18 protein-coding genes are annotated in these 17,859 nt (G+C 65.5%); 2 read left to right on the top strand and 16 right to left on the bottom strand.

Annotated elements, in window-relative coordinates:
- Window positions 1-3: 3 nt before the first annotated feature.
- The 9 genes from CSQ99_RS23170 to CSQ99_RS23210 all read right to left on the bottom strand — a co-directional run bounded on the left by CSQ99_RS23170 (window position 4) and on the right by CSQ99_RS23210 (window position 8,524).
- On the bottom strand, window positions 4-786 hold the full coding sequence (locus CSQ99_RS23170) for an SDR family NAD(P)-dependent oxidoreductase (protein WP_099041347.1): 783 nt from the start codon (window positions 784-786) through the stop codon (window positions 4-6).
- 11 nt (window positions 787-797) lie between these two features.
- The gene (locus CSQ99_RS23175) at window positions 798-1,229 is read right to left on the bottom strand and encodes a nuclear transport factor 2 family protein (RefSeq protein WP_099041348.1); all 432 of its coding nucleotides are present in this window, start codon (window positions 1,227-1,229) and stop codon (window positions 798-800) included.
- A 10-nt stretch (window positions 1,230-1,239) separates the two neighbouring features.
- Window positions 1,240-2,316, bottom strand: coding sequence for a hypothetical protein (locus CSQ99_RS23180; RefSeq protein ID WP_099041349.1), 1,077 nt, complete (start codon window positions 2,314-2,316; stop codon window positions 1,240-1,242).
- 164 nt (window positions 2,317-2,480) lie between these two features.
- A complete protein-coding gene (locus CSQ99_RS23185; protein ID WP_099041350.1) occupies window positions 2,481-3,383 on the bottom strand; it encodes an LLM class flavin-dependent oxidoreductase in 903 nt (300 codons plus the stop codon).
- Between the two features lie 98 nt (window positions 3,384-3,481).
- Window positions 3,482-4,387, bottom strand: a complete 906-nt coding sequence (locus tag CSQ99_RS23190) for an alpha/beta hydrolase (RefSeq protein ID WP_099041387.1) — start codon at window positions 4,385-4,387, stop codon at window positions 3,482-3,484.
- Between the two features lie 29 nt (window positions 4,388-4,416).
- Entirely contained in the window at window positions 4,417-5,268 is an 852-nt protein-coding gene (locus CSQ99_RS23195; RefSeq protein ID WP_099041351.1) for an SDR family NAD(P)-dependent oxidoreductase, read from the bottom strand.
- The gene (locus CSQ99_RS23200) at window positions 5,265-5,750 is read right to left on the bottom strand and encodes a polyketide cyclase (RefSeq protein WP_099041352.1); all 486 of its coding nucleotides are present in this window, start codon (window positions 5,748-5,750) and stop codon (window positions 5,265-5,267) included. Before CSQ99_RS23200 ends, CSQ99_RS23195 begins: the two co-directional genes overlap by 4 nt.
- 25 nt (window positions 5,751-5,775) lie before the next feature.
- On the bottom strand, window positions 5,776-7,356 hold the full coding sequence (locus tag CSQ99_RS23205) for an acyl-CoA synthetase (RefSeq protein ID WP_099041353.1): 1,581 nt from the start codon (window positions 7,354-7,356) through the stop codon (window positions 5,776-5,778).
- A gap of 10 nt (window positions 7,357-7,366) precedes the next feature.
- The gene (locus CSQ99_RS23210) at window positions 7,367-8,524 is read right to left on the bottom strand and encodes an acyl-CoA dehydrogenase family protein (protein ID WP_099041354.1); all 1,158 of its coding nucleotides are present in this window, start codon (window positions 8,522-8,524) and stop codon (window positions 7,367-7,369) included.
- Between the two features lie 102 nt (window positions 8,525-8,626).
- Between CSQ99_RS23210 and CSQ99_RS23215 the strand changes: the two genes are divergently transcribed.
- Together CSQ99_RS23215 and CSQ99_RS23220 are read left to right on the top strand one after the other, a co-directional pair.
- Complete coding sequence (locus CSQ99_RS23215) at window positions 8,627-10,549, top strand: flavin-containing monooxygenase (RefSeq protein ID WP_099041355.1); 1,923 nt, start codon at window positions 8,627-8,629, stop codon at window positions 10,547-10,549.
- Window positions 10,546-11,433 carry an SDR family NAD(P)-dependent oxidoreductase gene (locus tag CSQ99_RS23220; RefSeq protein ID WP_099041356.1) on the top strand — a complete coding sequence of 296 codons (888 nt, stop codon included), beginning with the start codon at window positions 10,546-10,548 and terminating at the stop codon, window positions 11,431-11,433. The genes CSQ99_RS23215 and CSQ99_RS23220 overlap by 4 nt, the downstream gene beginning before the upstream one ends.
- Here CSQ99_RS23220 and CSQ99_RS23225 read toward each other — a convergent pair.
- The 7 genes from CSQ99_RS23225 to CSQ99_RS23255 all read right to left on the bottom strand — a co-directional run bounded on the left by CSQ99_RS23225 (window position 11,430) and on the right by CSQ99_RS23255 (window position 17,828).
- Window positions 11,430-12,059 (bottom strand): Dabb family protein, encoded by a 630-nt coding sequence (locus tag CSQ99_RS23225; protein ID WP_099041357.1) that lies wholly within the window; start codon window positions 12,057-12,059, stop codon window positions 11,430-11,432. The two genes, CSQ99_RS23220 and CSQ99_RS23225, sit on opposite strands and share 4 nt — an antisense overlap.
- The gene (locus tag CSQ99_RS23230; RefSeq protein WP_425437857.1) at window positions 12,052-12,393 is read right to left on the bottom strand and encodes a hypothetical protein; all 342 of its coding nucleotides are present in this window, start codon (window positions 12,391-12,393) and stop codon (window positions 12,052-12,054) included. The genes CSQ99_RS23225 and CSQ99_RS23230 overlap by 8 nt, the downstream gene beginning before the upstream one ends.
- Complete coding sequence (locus tag CSQ99_RS23235) at window positions 12,386-13,324, bottom strand: alpha/beta hydrolase (protein ID WP_099041358.1); 939 nt, start codon at window positions 13,322-13,324, stop codon at window positions 12,386-12,388. The genes CSQ99_RS23230 and CSQ99_RS23235 overlap by 8 nt, the downstream gene beginning before the upstream one ends.
- Window positions 13,321-14,106, bottom strand: a complete 786-nt coding sequence (locus CSQ99_RS23240) for an IclR family transcriptional regulator (RefSeq protein ID WP_099041359.1) — start codon at window positions 14,104-14,106, stop codon at window positions 13,321-13,323. Before CSQ99_RS23240 ends, CSQ99_RS23235 begins: the two co-directional genes overlap by 4 nt.
- 164 nt (window positions 14,107-14,270) lie before the next feature.
- Window positions 14,271-15,734 (bottom strand): FAD-dependent oxidoreductase, encoded by a 1,464-nt coding sequence (locus CSQ99_RS23245; RefSeq protein ID WP_099041360.1) that lies wholly within the window; start codon window positions 15,732-15,734, stop codon window positions 14,271-14,273.
- A 3-nt stretch (window positions 15,735-15,737) separates the two neighbouring features.
- Window positions 15,738-16,646, bottom strand: a complete 909-nt coding sequence (bphC, locus tag CSQ99_RS23250; RefSeq protein ID WP_099041361.1) for a biphenyl-2,3-diol 1,2-dioxygenase — start codon at window positions 16,644-16,646, stop codon at window positions 15,738-15,740.
- A 3-nt stretch (window positions 16,647-16,649) separates the two neighbouring features.
- Complete coding sequence (locus CSQ99_RS23255) at window positions 16,650-17,828, bottom strand: acyl-CoA dehydrogenase family protein (protein WP_099041362.1); 1,179 nt, start codon at window positions 17,826-17,828, stop codon at window positions 16,650-16,652.
- Window positions 17,829-17,859: the final 31 nt, after the last annotated feature.

A 17,859-nucleotide genomic window follows, 5' to 3' on the forward strand; every position in this document is an offset into this window, starting at 1 on the left:
ACGTCAGGCGTGGGCGCCGCCGTCGACGCGGATCTCGGTGCCGGTGATGAAGGCTCCGTCGTCGGAGGCGACCATCGCGATCACCGACGCGACAGCGCTGGGATCGCCAAGGATCTCGCTGTCTCTGCCGTGCAGCAATGGCGTCTGCTTGGCCCACAGTCCGAGGTCGTATCCCGCGGGCATCTTGTCGAGGGTGCTGTTGGCCAAGGCGGTCGATACGCCGCCCGGCTGGATGTTCACTGCCCGCAGTCCCTGTTTTGAATACTCGAGCGCCAGCGAATGGGTGAACGCCAGGACACCGCCCTTACTCGCCGCGTACGCCGCCATGTATGGATGCGCGAAAGTCGCTGCGGTGGAGGTGAAGTTGACGACGACGCCGCGGCCGGAGTCGATGAGCGCGGGAAGTGAAGCCCGCGTCATCAAGAACGTGCCCGTCAGGTTGATCGCGAGAGTGGTGTTCCAGTCGTGCAGCGTGTTTTCGTGGGTGTGGGCACAGAGTTGAATGGCTGCGGCATTGACGAGCACATCCAGCCCGTCGAGTGTGTTGATGGCAGTTGCCACCTCGTTGCCCACGGCAACCTCGTCCGAGATGTCCAGCACGGCGGTCGTCAACCTCTTGGCCGTACCCGCGTCCTCGGCAGCAGCCGTTGTTCTCGCGAGTCCTTCGGCAGACACGTCGAACGCGACGACCGTGCCGCCCTCCTCGAGCAGACGGGCGACGGTGGCCTGTCCGATTCCTGAACCGGCACCGGTGACGATGATCCTGCGGTCGCCGAACCTCTGCACGATCGCTCCTTTCAAGCCGGTTGGAGGACGTTGAAATCTCCAAGGGTGATCTGCACATCGAAGTGGCGGTGAATGATTCGCCATCCGTCGGCTGTGCGGACATGTCGATCGCGGTAGAAGCCGATCGCCTCGTAGGGGGTCAGCTGAGCGCGCTCGCCGGTCCCGACGTGCAGTACGCGCGCCTTGGTCGAGGACTCGGCGTTGTCGCCATCAATGGATATCTGGTAGTTGCCGAGAAGGTGTTGCGACGGCCCGCACCCGCCGAGAAAGCTGCGGATGGACTCGATGATCGCCGCTCGCCCAGTGAGTGTCGCGCCGTAAACGCCCACGGCCTGCGGATGAAATACGTCGTCGAGCCCCAACCAGTCACGGGCGTCAAGACATGTCGCATACGCGTTGAGCACATCGATGATTGCCTGGCGCTCTGTGCATTCGCAGTTCATGTGTTTGCTCTCAAGCCAGCTGGAATGCGCTGATCGGCGCCTCCGCCGGATATGCCGCCGGGCCACCGAGATCGTAGGCCGCGTTGAGCGCACCGATGAAGGCCGGATCGTGCATCGGCTCGCCAGGAATATCGAGTTTGATGCCCTTGTGGCTGAGGTCGTCGACCATCATGTCGATGGCCTTCTCGGCGGTGAGGTCATCGGAGCCGTCCATGTTCTTCTTCAGCTCGTCGAAGTCGGAGAACACCTCGGCTGACCAGTGCACCAGGAACCGCAACTCGTCTGTGTGGTGGCGGGCGATCACGTCGTCACCGTTCTTGAGCAGCCACTGGTTGCGATCGGCCGGGTCGCCGGTGAAAACCGTGTCGAAAGCCAGCCCGGTCGGAATCTGTTGTTCGAGTGGGCCGTTCGCTTCGCCTCGGTGCACCATCATCTCGTTCTGCACCACCACGCCGCGGTTGTTGATCGGCGGTAACACCCGCTGCGGCGCCTTCAGCGGACCATTCGGCCAGTACGTGAATCCGCTACCTTCGTCCAGGGAGAACCACGTGATCACTTGAGCCATCTTGATCAGATAGTCGGTGAACAGCCCAGACTTGCCCATCACACTGCACAGCCATGTCGGCGCGTTCTCGTGACGGACGCCGCGAAAGCTGGGGGAGTCGAGGTGGCCGGGGTCGCGGTTCGCACACGGGCCGTTGATGTTGAACAGCATCAACTCCGGCTTCGCGTACTGCGCGCCCCAGTAGCTCTTCGCCGTGGTCAGGAACTGCTCGTTGTAGAAACAGTCGTGCAATTCGGGGTAGAGCACCGCGCCGTAGTTGGCCAGGTAACCACGGAAAGTGGGGGTCAGGAAGAGGTCAAGCGACGGCTCGAAGCCCTCGGGGAACATGCCACTCATCGTTGCCATCAGCTCTTCCGCCGAGGCGAAGTGCTGCGCAATGATCAGCCGCCATGGCCCCTCGGTGCGGACGACGTCGAGTAACCGCTCCTTCTGGTCGGCCGTGTAGACATTGTCGATCTCCCGCGGCGGCGCAGCGGGCCGCAACACATCGGAAAGCTCCATTCGCCGCTCGTTCGTGAGCATGTCATGGTCTCCTTACTGACTTCGTTGGCTCGATTGTGCTGACGATCAGGGACCGGCGGGCCGTGACTGTCCGGTGATCGGGAGACACGTTCTCGCGCTAGAACCGCAGCAGATGAGCGAACTTCGCGTGCAGGGCCCGCCGGGTTTCCGACCGAGCGGCCGGATCAGATACCGAGCACCTCGCGCGCTCGGTCTATCTCGTCGGGGTCGGCGGTCGTCGGGACGAGCCTGAGCTCGTCGAGACCCGCTTCGCGTGCGCCGTTCACGGCGGCGAGAAGCCCGGATGCTCCACAGTTCAGCGTCCCCGCGGCCGGGGCCGTCAGGTATGAGGACGCCGGTCCGGTGACGGCGACGTCCTGGTCCCAGAAGTCCCGCACATGTTCTCTGAGCTGGTTCTCCGGGTCTGAACCGAGTGCGAACCAGATCGGCGCGGAGAAGTGCGGTCGTTCTGCTCTGCCTGCCGCCTGCCACGCCTGGATGACGCGATCACGCTGCGCAGCCAATGCCTCGGCGTCGAAGTGAAGTGAATGCGCCGGGTCGCTCACCCCCACAGCCCATTTCGCAGCTCGAGCAAGCGCCTTGGGGCCGATCACGCCGGCGACGAGCGGTATGCCGCCGATCTGCGCCGGCGCGGGTCCTGCGGGATGGTGTCCCTCCACGGGTGGCTCCTGGGCCCATACTCGCCGCATCGCCGCTACGGCCTCGTCCATGCGTTGACGTTTCCGGTCGAGTGAGCTGCCGACTGCGATGTAGTCCTCATCCCAAGCGCCGATGCCGACCCCGAGGGTCAGGCGCCCGTCGGACAGGACATCTATGGTCGCCAGGTCCTTCGCGAACATAACCGGGTTCCGCATCGGGAGCGTGATGACGTCGGTCCACAGCCGCACGCGCTCGGTCATCGCTGCCGCGGCGGCGAGCTGCGGGACGACCGACCAGCTGTCTGGATAGAGCACTCGTTCGTAGGTGGCAAGGCCGTGCCACGGCCCTTCGTCGATCTTGCGGTACCAGGAGAGCTCTGTCTCGCGCCCGTGGGGAAAGAGGGTCGGAAGCCCCATGGTGATGTGCATGCGTGGAGTTCATACCTTTCTGAGAGGATCTGGCAGCCGGCGGTGTTAGCTCATCAGATTGTTGCGTTGACGTACTTCGCCCAACCACTCCGTGGACGTCAGAACCGCAGCGGGTTGTCGAATTTCGCGCGTAGAAGCCCGCACACCTCCGCGATTGCCAGCCTTCCGCGGGCGGTGGCATCTGACCGCATCAAGAACCCATGACCGGCGCCCGGATAGCGCGTCACGGTGGTTTGCACCCCTGCGTCTCGCAGTCGCGACGCGTAGCGCTCACCCCAGCTTCGGATCGGATCGCATTCTGCGGTAACGATTATGGCGGGCGGCAGTGCGCTCAAGTCGGTAGCGTATGCCGGCACCCGGTACTGGTCGTGCGGCGCGCCGCTGCCGGCGTCGGCGAGCTCGTGCATGTAGAGGATGTCGTCGTGGCTGAGCATCGGCGCATCGGGGAGCGCGACCATCGACTCGGCCATCATGTCGCGGTCGAGGCCCGGGTAGAGCAGCACCTGACAGCAGATGGCGGGCCCGCCGTGATCCCGGGCCGCCAGGGCCACCGCCGCGGCCAGCGAGCCACCCGCACTGTCGCCGACGACCGCCAGCCGCGTAACGTCGACGCCCAACTGCTCTCCTTGCCCCGCAACCCATTCGGCGGCCGCAAGTGCGTCGTTGAACTGGGCAGGTGCGGGGCACTCCGGAGCGAGACGGTAATCCACCGACACGACGGTGGCGTTCGACTGGGCGGCAAGCGTTCTCGCCAGCGGCTCGAACGAATGGTTGGACCCCATCACCATGCCGCCGCCGTGGAAGTAGACCAGCACCGGCGCTATCGACGCGGTCGAGGGTCGGTAGATCCGGACGGGAATCTGACCGGCTGGCCCGCGGATCGCGCAATCCTCGATATTCGCCATGGGCGCCATGTCGTCTGGGTGCGGTGCGGACTCGATCGCGTCCCGCACGGCCGCCAGGCCACGCACTCGCATCGGCGGTATCGGGCCAAACGACGCCATGCGGGCTGCGGCGTCGGGGTCGAGTCTCACTAGTGGCCCGGGTCGAAACGACGGCCTGCCCGCAGCGCCGGCGGCTTCTGGGAGACAAGGACTTCTGCACGTTCGGCCATTGCCGAGCCGACGTAGTCGGGTTGGGTGAGCAGGTAGAAGCGCCCTTCGGCGGCCTGCTCGAACACGGCTTCGGCGGCCGCGAGCGGATCCATGGCGTCGGCTTTGATGTCGAGCATGGCGCGACGCTGCGACTCGGCTGCCGTGACATCGCCGCTGTCCACACCTCCGGCGGAGTCGAAGATGTCGGACACCACGGCGCCAGGTAGCACGGCCTGCACATGAATGTGGTTATGGCCGGCCAGTTCGACCTCGAGTCGTAGGCACTCGGTGAGCGCCAGCACGGCGTGCTTGCTCATGATGTAGGGCGACTGCAAAGGGACGGCGACGACGCCGCCGATCGACGAGAGGTTCCACACCCAGGCGGGTTCACCGGCGGCGATCATCTGCGGCAGAAAGGCGCGCACGCCGTGAAAGACTCCGCTGATGTTGATGTCCACCAGCCGATTCCAGTTCTTGACCGGGGTGTCCCAGAGATAGCCGAACTGCTCGATGCCCGCATTGTTGACCAGAAGCCGCACCGGTCCGATGTCGCGGTACGTACGCTCGGCGAGAAGCTCGACAGCATCGGCGTCGCGTACGTCGCATTCGACGTCTACCGCCGCGCCACCGGCAGCGGTCAACTCGTCGCGGAGCGCGGCCACTGCGGCGCCGTCTATGTCGGCCAGCACGACCGTCATGCCAAGGCCTGCGGCGTGGCGTGCCAGGCCGGCACCGATGCCGGCTCCCGCACCGGTGATGACGGCGACGCCGCCATCGAATGGCGTCCTCACGCGCCGGCGATGGCCGAGCTCTTGGCGCTGTGTTCGGCGAACGGAATCGAATCCTCGGCGTCGAGCACAACATTCATGGACGTCAACACAAGGCCGCGATCTCCGCGGCGGATGCCGACGTCGACCACACCGCTGGACACATCGAAAGGGACGTTATTGGTGATCTGGTTTACGTAGAGATAGAAGCGCACATTCGTGATCGCTCCGTCGGTGCCTGTGCGAAAGATGTTCGTCGCGTGGTGGCGCAACGGATAGGGGTTCTCATTGCGGTGCTGGATCAGCCACGCCAGCGTTTCGGCGCCGCCGTGTAGTTCGGCGGCCAGCAGCTCCTCAAAGGGGCACGCGCCAGAGTCCGATCGGCTCAGATACTCCATCTCGTCGCCGATACGGAGCGCCAGCTCGTCGAAGTGCCCTTGGTCGTAGTGGAACCAAAAGCCGGCGAGGAATTCCTGGACTTCGGACAGCGTGATGGCGTCGCTCATGGCCGCCAGTCAACCGTCGCCACATTCACTGCGGCACGGAGGCGTCCGGTGAGTGGAACGGTTTTTCCGACCCGAATCGGGTGCGTAGGTCGCGTTTGAGCAGCTTGCCGCTGGGGTTCTTCGGAAGGCTGTCGACAAAGAAGACCTGCTTGGGGGTTTTGAAACCGGCAAGGTGGGCGCGGCAATGCTTGATCAGTTCGTGCTCGTCGGTCGTGCCCCCGTTCCGGATCACCACCGCCGCCACCACGGCCTCGACCCACACCGGGTGCGGAATGCCGAACACAGCGACTTCCTCCACGCCGGGGTGGCGGTACAGAACTTCTTCGACCTCGCGGCTGGCGACGTTCTCGCCGCCTGTCTTGATCATGTCCTTCTTGCGGTCGACCACCCGCAGCAGCCCGAATTCGTCGTAGTAACCGAGGTCTCCCGAGTGGAACCATCCACCGCGGAATGCCTCCGCAGTACGGACCGGGTCGTCGAGGTAACCCAGCATGAGATGCGGGCCTCGGTGGGCGATCTCGCCGATCGTTCCGGGCTCTACGGGATGGTCGGTGTCGTCGACGATGGCGGTTTCGACATTGATCGCGGGTCTGCCGGCCGCACCGGCGTGGTCGCGCTGGTCGTCGGGCCCCATCGCACTGGCAAGCGGCGCCATCTCCGTCTGCCCGTAAAAATTCCAGAGGGCGAGATTCGGTAACCGTTCACGGATCTCGTGGAGCACCTCAGTAGGCATGGCCGATGCCCCGTAATACCCCTTGCGGAGACTGCTCAGATCGACCTGGTCGAAAATGGGCGACCGCAACAGTGCGATCCAGACTGTCGGTGGGGCAAAGTAATTGGTCGCCGAATGGGCTTCTATGCCGCGCAGAACCAACTCCGGATCGGGTCGTGGAAGGATGATGCTGGTCGCACCGAGATAGATGTCGGTGGCCAGAAAGTTGTCCAGCTGTGCGCAGTGGTACAGCGGCATCGAGTGGATTTCGACGTCATCGGATTCCATCGACCCCGCGACGATCGAACTGACGTAGTTCGCCATCAGGCTGCGACTGGAATGCATCACACCTTTCGGCCGGGATTCCGTGCCGCTGGTGTACATCAGGCGCAGCAGCTGATCGTCGTCGATTGTGAGGTCCGGCGCGGGAGTCGTGGTCGTCAGCCAGAGGGCGAAGTCGTCCCACCCGGCCGGCGTTCGCTGCTCGCCGGTGGTCAACACCACCTTCGTCGTGACCATGCCACCCCGGGTCATCGCCTGTGCGGCGACGGGAATGAGGTCATGCTCGACGATCACACCGCGGACCTGGCTGTGATCGAGGATGTAGGCGATCTCCTCGGCCGTGAGCATGAAGTTGATCGGTACGAGAACGACGGCGGCGCGAGCAGTGGCGAATGCCAGCACCGCGTACTGCCAGCAGTTGCGGGCCAACAGCGCGATCCGGTCGCCCGGCGCAAAACCGTTGTCCCGCAGCGCCGCCGCAGCCCGATCGACCAGTTCGTCGAATTCGGCGAACGTCAACCCGACAGCACCGTCGACGATTGCGACCTTGTCGGGACAGCGGCGGGCCGACCGGCGCGGGATGTCGCCCAGCGAATGGCTACGGACCTGCATATTGTCGTCCTCAGTCTCTCGGCACCAGCGCGAGGTCGCGACCGATGATCTCGCGCATGATCTCCGACGTACCGCCGTATACCCGCGTCACCCGAGCATCGATCGCCGAGCGGGCGATCGGGTACTCGCGCATGTAGCCGTAGCCGCCGAACAGTTGTTGGCAGGAGTCGAGGCAACGGAACTCCATCTCCGTTGCCCAGAGCTTGGCCTTCGCGGCATCGGCGGGTGACAACCGGCGTGCATTGAGCTCGATGACGCACCGATCGATGAACGCCTCGGCAACCGAGACCTCGGTGGTCACGTCGGCCAGCACGAAACGGGTGTTCTGCAGCGCGCCGATCGGCTTGCCGAATGCGGAGCGCTCGCGCACATGGTCGATGGTCCAGCGCAATGCGGCGCGGGCGCGGGCCAGGCTGCCAACGGCGATCTGCATGCGTTCCTGCGGAAGGTTTTTCATCATCTCGGCGAATCCCCGGCCGACCTCACCCAGCACATTGCTCTTGGGGACCGCCACATCGGTGAAAACCAGCTCGGAGGTGTCCTGGCAGTGCAGTCCCAGCTTGTCCAGGTTGCGTCCGCGTGCGAAGCCAGGCATGCCGCGCTCGAGCACCAGCAGGGTCAGGCCGCGGTGACGGTCGGGCGAAGTGCGCACCGCGGCGATGACCAAGTCCGCGTTCTGCCCGTTGGTGATGAACGTCTTGGCGCCATTGACGACAAAGTGGTCGCCGGCGTCGACGGCGGATGTGCGGATGGCGGCGACATCGGATCCGGCGCCGGGCTCGGTCATGGCGATGGCGGCGATCAGATCGCCGCTGACGAAGCCGGGTAGCCACCGGTCCTGCTGTTCGGGCGTCGTCAGGTCTGCCAGGTACGGCAGGCAGATGTCGTTGTGGACGGCGAAACTGAGTCCCACCGCGCCGCAGTCGGAGTCCATGAACGCTTCGATCAGGATCTGGTTGTAGCGGAAGTCACGGGCGCCGACTCCGCCGAAGCTTTCGTCGGCGGCGAAGCCGAGCAGCCCGATGCCACCGGCCTTGGCGAACACCTCACGGGGAATGATGCCGTCGACTTCCCAGCCGGCGATGTGAGGTGCGACCTCCTTGGCCGCGAAATCGCCCGCCAGTTCGGCGAAGGCGCGGTGGTCAGCGTCGTAGTGCACCCGTTGCATCGCCGGAGCGTAGACAGGGTCGTGGGATCGCTACCGACACGTGTCCCGCTCAGTAGACAGTCGCCGCGCCGGCGCCGGCCAACGCCCCGATACTCGACTGTCGTGACGACTGATGCCGAAACGACGGCGGCCTCGAACGACGTTGATTCGCATGAACTGAAGGCCAACTTGCGCCAGGCCGACCCCGGTGTGCTTGTCGCGGTGTTGGCTCAGCTCACCGGCGACGCAACGGTGATCGATCGTTTCGGACCGGCGATCTCCCACGTTCCCGATCCACCCGAGCGGGCCGGCGTCACCGACCCTGAGACAGCGGAAGTGCTCGTATCGGCGGTCGTCGAGGCGCTCGGGCGGCCGCGGTCCGACGGCGTGTTGGCCGCCGACGACCCCGAGTTCTTCAGGCTGCTGCTGCCGGTTGCGCTGGGCTCGGAGGTCGACGACGAGTTCGTCCCGCTGTTGCTCGAGCAGGGCGGCTTTCAGCTGTCGCAGCCGACGCTGCCGCGCACCGTGCCAATTCCTGCGACGATGACGGTGGCCGTCGTCGGAGCGGGCCTTGCCGGAATCATCACCGCACTCGCCGCTGCCGACGCAGGAGTCACCTACGAGATCTTCGATCGAAACTCCGAAGTCGGCGGCACATGGTTGACCACGAACTATCCGGGCATCGGCGTCGACACGCCATCGGCGTACTACTCGCTGTCCCGCGACGTGAACCCCGACTGGACGAGCTACTACCCCCAGGGTGGGGAGTACCAGGCCTACCTGGTCGCTCTTGCGGACAAGTACGGACTGCGCGAGCGGACACGATTCGGTACCGAGGTGGAAGCGCTGAGGTGGGACGAAGAGCGCGAGCAGTGGCAGATCCATTCGGTCGACCGCGACGGCAACCGCGACGTCACCTACTCGTCCGTTGTGGTCACCGCCGCCGGCTACCTCAACCGCCCGCGATGGCCTGAGGTCCCCGGCCGGGAGACGTTCGCGGGCATCAGCGTTCACTCCGCTCAGTGGGATGAGGCCCTGGATCTCACTGGACAGCGGGTGGCGGTCATCGGTGCGGGCTGCACAGCTGTCCAGATCGTCGACTCGTGCGTCGACCAGGTCGAGCATCTGACGGTGTTCCAACGGCAGCCGCACTGGGTGGCACCGCGCAAGCGGCCAACTGACGACGTGCCGGGGCACCGACGCTACCTCGGCCGCCGGCTGCCGTACTACGCGAACTGGCACCGGTTGAAGTCCTATTGGGGCACCTCTGACAACAACTATCCCGTCATCCTGCGGGATCCGGAGTGGGCGAAGGACCACCTGTCGATATCCCCGGCGAACGACGTGCTCTTGACGTTGTGCATGGACTACATCACCCGAACCTTCGGTGCGGGAACCGAACTGGCGAAGAAAGTCACTCCGGACTTCGCGCCATACGGCAAGCGCATCATCCGTGACCCGGGAGGCTATTACGCGGCGCTCACCCGTGACCACGTCGACGTGGAAGCCAGCGAACCAGCGATCGTCAACGAACGCGGAATTGTCACCGCGGATGGTCGGCAGATTGACCTCGACGTGATCATCTATGCGACCGGATACCATCTGGACTTCCTGTCCACCATCGATATTCGCGGCAGGGGTGGGCAGAAACTCGCCGACGTGTGGGGCGACAATCCGCGCGCGTATCGCGGCGGCACCGTCCCGGGATTCCCCAACCTGTTCATCAACTCGGCACCGAACTACAGCCCCGGCCACGGCGCGGGCGCCAACTTTTCGATGGAATTGATGGCGCACTATGTCGTCGAGTGCCTGCAACTGATGGCGCTGCGCGATGCAAAGATCATGGAAGTCACGCAGGATGCCCACGACGAATATGTGGGCGGTATCGACAAGGCGATGGCCGGCACCGTGTGGTGTCACACCCCGAACGCGCACACCTACTATCGATCCGGGTCGGGGCGAGTGGTGGTGGCGACCCCGTATCGGCTGGTCGACCTCTGGCATCAGCACCGGGCGCCGATCGAAGAGGACTTCTTGCTGCAATGACGCAATTACTCACCGGCAAAACGGCTTTGGTCACCGGCAGCAGCCGGGGGATCGGCCGGGCGATTGCGCAACGGTTGGCCGCCGAGGGCGCGACGGTGGTGGTGACGGCGCGCTCCTACGAGCCGTCGCCGTCCGTACGCGGAGGGTCGTCCTCGGCACTGCCCGGCACCATCGGCGAAACCGTTGAGCTGATCGAGTCCGCCGGAGGCAAGGCGATCGGAATGGCGGCCGACCTCGAGAATCCCGACGATCGCGACCACCTCGTGCAACGGGTGCTCGACACCGCGGGTCGCCTCGACATCCTGGTCAACAACGCGGGTTTCGCCGACTATGCGGTGGTCGAGCACATGTCCCTGGACACCTTCGAACGCACCGTGGAGCACTACGTGCGCGTACCGTTCGTCCTCACCAAGGCTGCGGTGCCGCACATGCGTAAGCAAGGCGCGGGCTGGATCGTCAATATCGGATCGGTGACCGGAGTGGCGCCGGTGCGGCCGTACCGCGAGTACAACAAGACCTCCGGCGATGTGGTCTACGCGTCGATGAAGGCGGCTTTGCATCGGTTCACGCAGGGCGTAGCGGCCGAACTGCTCGAAGCCAACATCGCGGTCAATTGCGTGGGGCCCTCCACTGCGGTGCGCACACCCGGTGCGTCACAGCTGATCCCGGAGAGCTTTCCGACGGAACCGGTGGAGTATCTGGCCGAGACGGTACTGGCGATGTGTCACAGGCCGGCCGCGGAACGCACCGGGCTGGTGGCGTTCAGCCTGCACTATCCGTGGTCCGTGCAGCTACCGGTGCATAGCCTCGATGGCGCCACGTTGCTGCCTCCACTGGAACCGCCCGCGACGGCCAACCCCAACATTCTGCCCGCCTGTATCTAGCGCAACACCGTTGGCGGACATTCGCAAAAGCTGTGACATACCCTCGCGCGCACAATGCTGTTCGGGCATTCCGGGTCGAACCACTGGTCGACGACAGCCCAGTGGAAAGGGTGCATCAGATACGGGCCCATGATCCCGTCGGCGTCGGAGAACTCCTGCTCAAAAACGTGCGTCCACTCGGTCGCGCCGACCGTATGCGCGGGCCGGCTCAACTGCCAGGCGCTGATGGACGATACATACCCGGGCAGGGCGCGAAGGTCTGCCTCGAACTTGTCCACCTTCTCGGCACCCGCGTCCGCTTCCACCCGTAGCAACAGCGTTCGGTACACCGTGCCAGGCGTGCGTTCGGCTATCACGGTGGGCGCACCGTGGTAGTCGGCTCCATTCACCCGCGTGATCGCCGGATCAGTAAGCGTTGTCTCGACTTCGGCGGCAACGGACTGCCAGTTGTCCTTGCGTTCGAACCGCAGGTGCATCAGAAGATCACCGCCGTTGCGGCTGCCGGCGAGCGTAGGTGCCACCACCGCGTGATGTGCCCCGCAGTCGGCAGTAAGTTTCTGGAGCGAATCCGCAACCCGGACAAGGTGTCCAGCGGGCACATCGATGAGTCGCGTGACGCTAAACATCGCAAAGGCTGTCGACATCGTTGGCCGCCGCGGCCACAGAGCGATCACGCTCCACCACGAGGTGGCCGATGCTGTCCCACCACCGAGCCAGTTCCGGATCCGGCCTGCCCTTCCAGGTCATCTCCCACCACTCTCGAGCACTGCGTAGCGACCACGTGATCGTCACGACGTTGCTCTGGTCGGCAAACCAGATCGGCGGGCTGACGAGTATGTCGCGCAACGACATTCCACGCTCACGGGCGCCGGGGGTGTACTCGGCGAGGTAGCAGTCGATGAAGTCCTTGGCGCAGCCCGGTCGTGTCACCACACGGTCGACGACGTACACATCAGCCACGGGCAGTCCCGACGAAGAGCGCGGCCACGTGTCCGGATACTTCCTTGCGCGCTTGCTGCGCAAGGTCCAACATCGGCATCGTCATGAACCCGTGGATGCCGCCGTCGTAGCTGAGGTGAGTCGTCGGGACTCCTGCGCGGTCCAGTGCATCACAGTACGCAATTCCCTCGTCTCGCAAGGGATCGTGGCCTGCGGTGACGACGACCGCCGGCGCCAGCCCGCGCAGATCCGCGTTCAGCGGTGCGGCGTAGGTATGCCCACGGTCGGCAGGGGAGGGTACGTACTGGTCCCAGTACCACTGCAGGGCGGTGCGAGGGTTGTAGAAGCCCTCGCCGTAGGCAAGGTAGGACTCCGTGTCGAAGTTCGGGGAGATCATCGGGTAGAGCAGCAGCTGGGCCGCCAGCGCGGGTGCTCCGCGATCACGCGCCATCAGTGCGACCGACGCCGCGACGTGACCACCCGCACTGTCACCGCCGACGATGATCCGGCGTGCATCGCCGCCGAGCGCATCGGCATTGCGGGCGGCCCAGTGCGTCACCGCGAAGACATCCTCGGCGGCCGCCGGCCACGGATGTTCCGGCGCGAGCCGGTAGGCGACCGAAACAACCACGGCGGGAATGAGATTCGTCAACGCGCGACACAGGCCGTCGTGACTGTCCAGATCGCAGAACACGAATCCGCCGCCGTGGGCGTACACCAGAGTCGGCACCGGGCCGGCCGCCGAAGCGGGGCGGTAGATGCGCACCGCGATGTCACCTGCCGGTCCGTGGACGGATGCGTCGATGACCTCGCCGACCTCTTCGGGGGACTCTGGCGCGACGAAGCGGGACCGGATCGCCGCGCGGACCTGCGCACCGGTCATTGTGTGCACGGGCGGGAATCCGGAGTCGAGGGCTTCGATGATCCCCGCGATCTGGGGGTCCAGGTTCATGCCGAGACGCGCTGAAGGGGCCGCGCCTGTTGCAGCGTCGGTGCCACCCGGTCCTCGACATCGCGCCAGATGCCCATCGCCGTCATCCGCACGGGCGCGGCCAGGCGCTGGTCGAACGCCATTCGGCTCATAGGTCCACACACCGATACCGCTGCGACGGCATCGCCCGGCGCACCGATCGCTGCTGCGACACAACCGAATCCGGCAAGCGACTCCTCACGGTCGAAGGCCACCCCGCGGGCACGGACCTTGACGAGTTCGTCGCGCATCTGCGCCGGTGTACTGATCGAGTACCTGGTCTTTCGGGTGGCCAGATCGACGGCGTCGGCCTCATCGTTGTAAGCCAGCATGGCCTTGCCGACCGCCGCGCAATGTGCCGGCTGGCGCCCGCCGACTCGGGTGGGAATCGCCGCCACCATCCGGTCGCCGATCTTCTCGAGGTAGACCACGTCGGAGCCGTCGAGTACTGCGAGATGGACGACCAGCCCGGTCGCGCGGTGCAGATCATGCAGTAGTGGAATCGCGGCGCGGTGTAGCCGGTCCTGGTGCACGGCGAGTGAGCCGAGTTCGACGAGTCGCATCCCGAGCTCGTAGTCGCGCCCGCTGCGGCGCAGCCAGCGCAGAGCAACCAATCGCTCGAGCATGCGGTGCGCCGACGACCGCGGCAGACCGGTCCGGCGCACGATCTGGGCCAGTGTCAGCCGTCCCGGCCCGTCGAAGGCGTCCAACACCAGCGACACCCGATCGATGACGGCACTGGGGGTTTCGACGGCCGTGGTCATGACGCCTCCTGCTATATAACTAATAGTTATATGCCTAGTTGTAGCATAGAGCTGTGGCGGCTGTCACTATTGACGGCGAATCGGCAGCGTGAATTGTGCGGCCAGGGTCGTGAAATACCCAGGACAGCAGCCCTGGGTGCACAAATCAGCGGACGGGGAGAGTCTCAGCCCTTGGCTGCGGCGCGCCCCGCCCGACGGCCGTAGAAGCTGCCGTCACCCAGCGAGATCCCGCTGGCGTAGCCCCAGGCGGCCACGCCCGCGGTGCAGCGGCCAGCGGCGTAGAGGCCGGGGATCGGCGCGCCGCTGACGTGCAGCACCTCCGAGTCCAGCGTGGTCTGCAGGCCGCCGAGGGTGAAACCGGCGCAACTGGCCCGAAGATCGATCGCGCCGACAGGTGTGCCGATGGGCTTGCACCATTCGGCCTTCTTGTACAGCAACGGATCCTCGCCGCGTGCCGCATTGTCGTTGTAGACGCTGACGGTGGCTTGCAGCGTTCCGGTGGGGAGGCCGATCTCGGCTTCGAGTTCGGCAACCGAGTCGCATACCCAAGTGGCCGGACGTTTCAGGAACGGAGTCGCCGACGTTGCCGCCATGGCCTCTTCCTGCGCGTCGCCGTCGATGATCAGGTACGCGGTGTCGTCCTGGTGGTACAGCGTGAGCTGCCCGATCCGGCCGGAGTACATGTCCTCGGGTACATAGCGCTGTCCGCGCCCGTTGACGAGGATGCCGCGGACCGTCTGCTGCGGGTCGATGAGGAATGCGACCTCGGTGGCGTCCATGTGCGCGAGATCGGCACCGAGCGCCTGGGCCATCCGGATCGCTTGTCCGTCATGCTGTTCGATCGATGCCGCGGGGCGTCCGACGAGCTTCGGCGCGTACTGGGCCAGCATCGCGTCGTTGTAGGCGAAGCTGCCCGCGGCGAGGACGACGCCGCGCCGCGCGCGAATCGCGACCTGCTTACCGTACTGGCGCGCGACCAGGCCGGCGACGCGGCCGTCGGACTCCACGACTAGCGAGGACGCGTGGACGTCGTACACCGCCCGCACCCCCAACGAGGTCGCGGTATCGACGAGCGGCTTCATCAGCATGTAGCCGGCGCTGGCTTCGCCGGCCTTCTTGTTCGACATCTGCGGAATATGGCCCCGCGGAGCGGGTTTCGCGATCGTGTTGAACGGGAAGGCGTTCTCGCCGCCGGTGAACATCAGGCCTTCGTCGCCGGGTGGCTCCCAGCCGGGCTCACCCCAGAACACCGGTTTGAACGGCACACCGCAGCGCACGAGCCAGTCGAAATGGTCGACACTCCCCGCGCAGTAGTCGCCGACACGGTTCGCATCGGCGCCCGGTCCCATCGCCACGTTGAGGAACGCGGCCATGTTGTCGACCGAATCGTCGAAGCCGCATGCTTTTTGCAGCGCGGTGCCGCCGCCGAGGTAAATGAACCCGCCGGCCATGGCGGCTGCCCCGCCCCAGCCTCCGGTGCGCTCGAGGACGAGCACGTCGGCGCCAACCGAGGCGGCTTCCGCCGCCGCGGCCGCGCCGGCGATGCCGTACCCCGCGATCACGACATCGGCTTCGTAGTCCCAACTCTCGATCTGATCAACGGACTTGGGATAGACGTCGGTATCCATCGGCTACATCCGCATCGCGGCTGGCGGTTCGCCCATCCACTGGTGACCCCAGTAGCTGTCGGCGGTGATTTCCTCGGCGGTGTAATACCGTTCGTCGACTCGCATGCCGTCGGTGCCGAATTCGATGTCCCAGTCGCCGGGCGCGCGGACGTAGAAGGACACCATCTTGTCGTTGGTGTGGCGGCCCAGCGTCGAGGAGAGCTGGAATCCTTCCGCGTTGACGCGGTCCAACGCCTGCCCGACGGCGTCGAGGCTGTCGACTTCCACCATGACGTGCACGACACCGGGCTTGTCCTGGTTCATCGCCGGGCAGATGGCCAGGCTGTGGTGCCGCTCGTTGATGCCGAGGAATCGCACACGTATCGGGCCGAATTCGGGCGGTGCAGGCACCCGGAATGCGCCGCGCGAGCGGAAACCCAGGACGCCGGTGTAGAAGTCGAACAGACCGTTCGCATCCATCGCAGGCATCACCACGTGTCCGAGCCCCTGGTCGCCCGTGACGAACCGCGCGCCGAACGGGGTGATCACCGGACTGTGGTCGAGCACCGCACCATGGAAAACCTCAACCGTCGTGTCCGCAGGGTCGGAGAAGCTGATCACTTCCTCGACCCGCCGCTCGTCGGCCTCGGCCGCGGACAGCTCCTTGAACACGACTCCGGCGGCGTCGAGGTTGGCCTTGACTTCCTCGAGCGCGGCGTGGTCGCGCACTTCCCAGCCGACCGTCAGAACCCGGTCGACGTCGCCGGGTACGACGATGATGCGCGCGGCCCGCTCATCCATCCGCAGGTACAGGGCCGACGGATCGGGACCCTTTCCTTCGGCGAATCCCAGGACGCCAAAAGCGAACTGACGCCACCGGTCGATATCGCCGGCCGCAACGGTGATGTAGCCGAGGCTCTTGAGAAGGCTCATCTGTCAGATCAGCGCCCGCAGCGGACCCTCGGGGTCGACGCCGAACGAACTCAGCGCGGACGCGTGATAGGGCGTGCCCGGGATGTGGATCGCGTGGGCCAGGCCCGCGTGTGCGTCGCGCCAGAACCGCTGCAGCGGTTTGTCCATCCGCAACGCGTTGCCTCCCGAGCGGGCGAAGATCTGGTCGACCGCGGCGACCGCACGCCACGCCGCGCGCACCTGCGTCCGGCGTCCGGCGGCACGGTCCGCGAATGACACCTCCGCACCGGTGTCGACGATGTCGTAGATCCGGTCGACGTTGGCCAGCAACTCCTGGCGGGCGGCGTTGATGTCGGCGGCGGCCTCGCCGATGGCGTACATGACGTACGGATCGTCCTTGACTGCCCCGTAGGCGCCGACGCGGTCGCGCTGGTAGTCCAGGTGGGCGGCGAGCGCCCCTTCGGCGATGCCGATCACTGCGGACGTGATGCCCAGCGGGAACATCGTCGACCACGGCATCAGGTACAGCGTCGACGTCATCCCGGCCTTGCGCTGGGCGGTGCCGTCCATCACCTCGGTGGCGTCCATCGTCCGGTAGTCGGGGATGAACGCGTCGCGCACGATGACGTCCTTGGATCCGGTGCCGCGCAGGCCGACCACGTTCCAGGAATCCTCGACGATCTCGTAGTCCTTGCGCGGCAGGATCATGTGCAGCATCTGAGGCGGCATCAGCGGTTTGCCGTCGGAGTCGCCCAGCATCGCACCGAGGATGATCCACTCGCACTGGTCGGTGCCGGAGCTGAATTGCCAGCGCCCGTTGAAGATATATCCACCGTCAACCGGCTTGGCCACGCCCTGCGGAGCATAGGGGGACGCGACCCAGGTGTCGACGTCGGAACCCCAGATTTCCTCAGCCACCCGAGGATCGGCATAGGCCAGCTGGTAGGGGTGCACGCCGACGACACCGTTGACCCATCCCGCAGCGGGATCCAGCGACGCCGTCGCCATCACGGTCTCGGCGAACTCGCGCGGATGGACCTCGTAGCCGCTGTACTTGGAAGGCTGAAGCAGCCGGATGTTGCCCGCCGCCTTCATGGCCTTGGTCGTCTGGTCGGTGAGCTGGCCGATCTTCTCGGCCTCGGCGCCCTGCTCGCGCAGTTGGCCGGCCATCTCCATTACCCGGTCGATTACCCGCTCGGTCATGCTTTCGTCCTTACTCTGTGGGCTTGATTGA

Source organism: Mycobacterium neglectum (assembly GCF_002591975.1).
Taxonomy (GTDB): Bacteria; Actinomycetota; Actinomycetes; order Mycobacteriales; family Mycobacteriaceae; genus Mycobacterium; species Mycobacterium neglectum.

Excerpts from the sequence above, each read along its gene's own strand:
- CSQ99_RS23200 (WP_099041352.1), bottom strand. The coding sequence starts at position 5,750 with ATGAGCGACGCCATCACGCTGTCCGAAGTCCAGGAATTCCTCGCCGGC.
- CSQ99_RS23175 (WP_099041348.1), bottom strand. The coding sequence starts at position 1,229 with ATGAACTGCGAATGCACAGAGCGCCAGGCAATCATCGATGTGCTCAAC.
- CSQ99_RS23180 (WP_099041349.1), bottom strand. The coding sequence starts at position 2,316 with ATGCTCACGAACGAGCGGCGAATGGAGCTTTCCGATGTGTTGCGGCCC.
- CSQ99_RS23220 (WP_099041356.1), top strand. The coding sequence starts at position 10,546 with ATGACGCAATTACTCACCGGCAAAACGGCTTTGGTCACCGGCAGCAGC.
- CSQ99_RS23185 (WP_099041350.1), bottom strand. The coding sequence starts at position 3,383 with ATGCACATCACCATGGGGCTTCCGACCCTCTTTCCCCACGGGCGCGAG.
- CSQ99_RS23210 (WP_099041354.1), bottom strand. The coding sequence starts at position 8,524 with ATGCAACGGGTGCACTACGACGCTGACCACCGCGCCTTCGCCGAACTG.
- CSQ99_RS23225 (WP_099041357.1), bottom strand. The coding sequence starts at position 12,059 with ATGTTTAGCGTCACGCGACTCATCGATGTGCCCGCTGGACACCTTGTC.
- CSQ99_RS23255 (WP_099041362.1), bottom strand. The coding sequence starts at position 17,828 with ATGACCGAGCGGGTAATCGACCGGGTAATGGAGATGGCCGGCCAACTG.
- CSQ99_RS23205 (WP_099041353.1), bottom strand. The coding sequence starts at position 7,356 with ATGCAGGTCCGTAGCCATTCGCTGGGCGACATCCCGCGCCGGTCGGCC.
- bphC (WP_099041361.1), bottom strand. The coding sequence starts at position 16,646 with ATGAGCCTTCTCAAGAGCCTCGGCTACATCACCGTTGCGGCCGGCGAT.
- CSQ99_RS23240 (WP_099041359.1), bottom strand. The coding sequence starts at position 14,106 with ATGACCACGGCCGTCGAAACCCCCAGTGCCGTCATCGATCGGGTGTCG.
- CSQ99_RS23235 (WP_099041358.1), bottom strand. The coding sequence starts at position 13,324 with ATGAACCTGGACCCCCAGATCGCGGGGATCATCGAAGCCCTCGACTCC.
- CSQ99_RS23190 (WP_099041387.1), bottom strand. The coding sequence starts at position 4,387 with ATGGCGTCGTTTGGCCCGATACCGCCGATGCGAGTGCGTGGCCTGGCG.
- CSQ99_RS23245 (WP_099041360.1), bottom strand. The coding sequence starts at position 15,734 with ATGGATACCGACGTCTATCCCAAGTCCGTTGATCAGATCGAGAGTTGG.